The organism is Rhizobium sp. Nf11,1 (assembly GCF_050587665.1).
Lineage (GTDB): Bacteria > Pseudomonadota > Alphaproteobacteria > Rhizobiales > Rhizobiaceae > Rhizobium.
In genome coordinates, this window is record NZ_JBOBHU010000073.1 from 1 (window position 1) to 1,113 (window position 1,113).

The 1,113-nt window shown below is 62.1% G+C and carries 1 protein-coding gene; it reads right to left on the reverse strand.

What is annotated here, in order from left to right; all coding sequences use genetic code 11:
• Positions 1-932, reverse strand: a 932-nt coding sequence (locus ACQ7C1_RS31710; protein ID WP_430961218.1) for an IS110 family transposase, incomplete at its 3' end; no start/stop codon positions are given.
• Positions 933-1,113: the final 181 nt, after the last annotated feature.

The window sequence follows — 1,113 nt, forward strand, 5'->3', positions numbered from 1 at the left end:
GGCGTCCATTCGGTCTTGCGAAAGAGGATTGTGTTGGCGAGGACGATGAGTTTTCGGGCGACGGCTATGACGGCGCACAGGTGTTCCTTTCCGTTCTGACGCAAGCGCGTGTAGAAAGCGGCGAGATCCGGATTGTGCCGGGTTGCCGTGAATGCGCACATGAACAGGCTCTTTCGCAGGCGTTCGCGACCACCCTGGATACGGCGTCTGCCGTGATACTTTCCGCTATCGTCGTCATAGGGTGCGACGCCGGCAAGGGCGGCGATCTCGGCGCGGCTGGCATGGCCGAGCTCGGGCAGCCGAATGATCAAGCACAGGGCGCTGCGCAGCCCGATCCCCTTGATGGAGATCAGCAGATCGAGCCGTTGCGCCAGGTCGCAATCGTCGCGAACCGTCTTTTCGAGCCGCAGCAGATGGGCCTTGCGGCAGGTTTCGAGGCGGGCGACCTCGCGCAGGTGGCGGCGTTTGATCGCCTCCGACAAGGCGGTCTCGGCAAAGGTCTTGACCAGCGCGATCTGCTGCTCGATCTGTTCCAGATAGGTCAGTTCGGCGGCCAACTTGTCGAAGCGTGCGTCCGGCAGCGCCGGCAACTGCTCGAGACTTGCCGTGAAGAGCGCAATCAGCACGGCATCGAGCCGATCGTTCTTGGCCCGCTTGAGCCGGCTCTTGGCAAAGAAGCGCAATTGCGCCGGCTGCAGACGCGCCGCCGGCCGCTTGCCGGCCCGCAGATGCGCCAGCAGCCGCCATTCATAGCCGCCGGAGGCTTCAAAGCCGATGCGGCTGACGTCATGCTCTCGAAGAAAGGCGTCAAGCGCCTTCAGGCCAGCGGTGTCGTACGTGACCCTCAGCCTTGCCTTACCGGGATGGAGGGCGATGTCGAGATGGCTTTTGCCGACATCGATTCCGGCACAAATCATGCTATTATCGGTCATCTTCGTCGTCCCTGTCTTGGATACGAACCCCAAGGTTCCTGCAACCACACGGGCCAGATGAAGAGCCGGTTGCGATCCTGCTCCCCACAGCCCAAAACGGCTAAGAAGGTGACGATCCGACAACCAGCTGCCGGGCGGGCGGCCACCCGCCCGGCAAGCATCAATATCCTACATTTTTCTT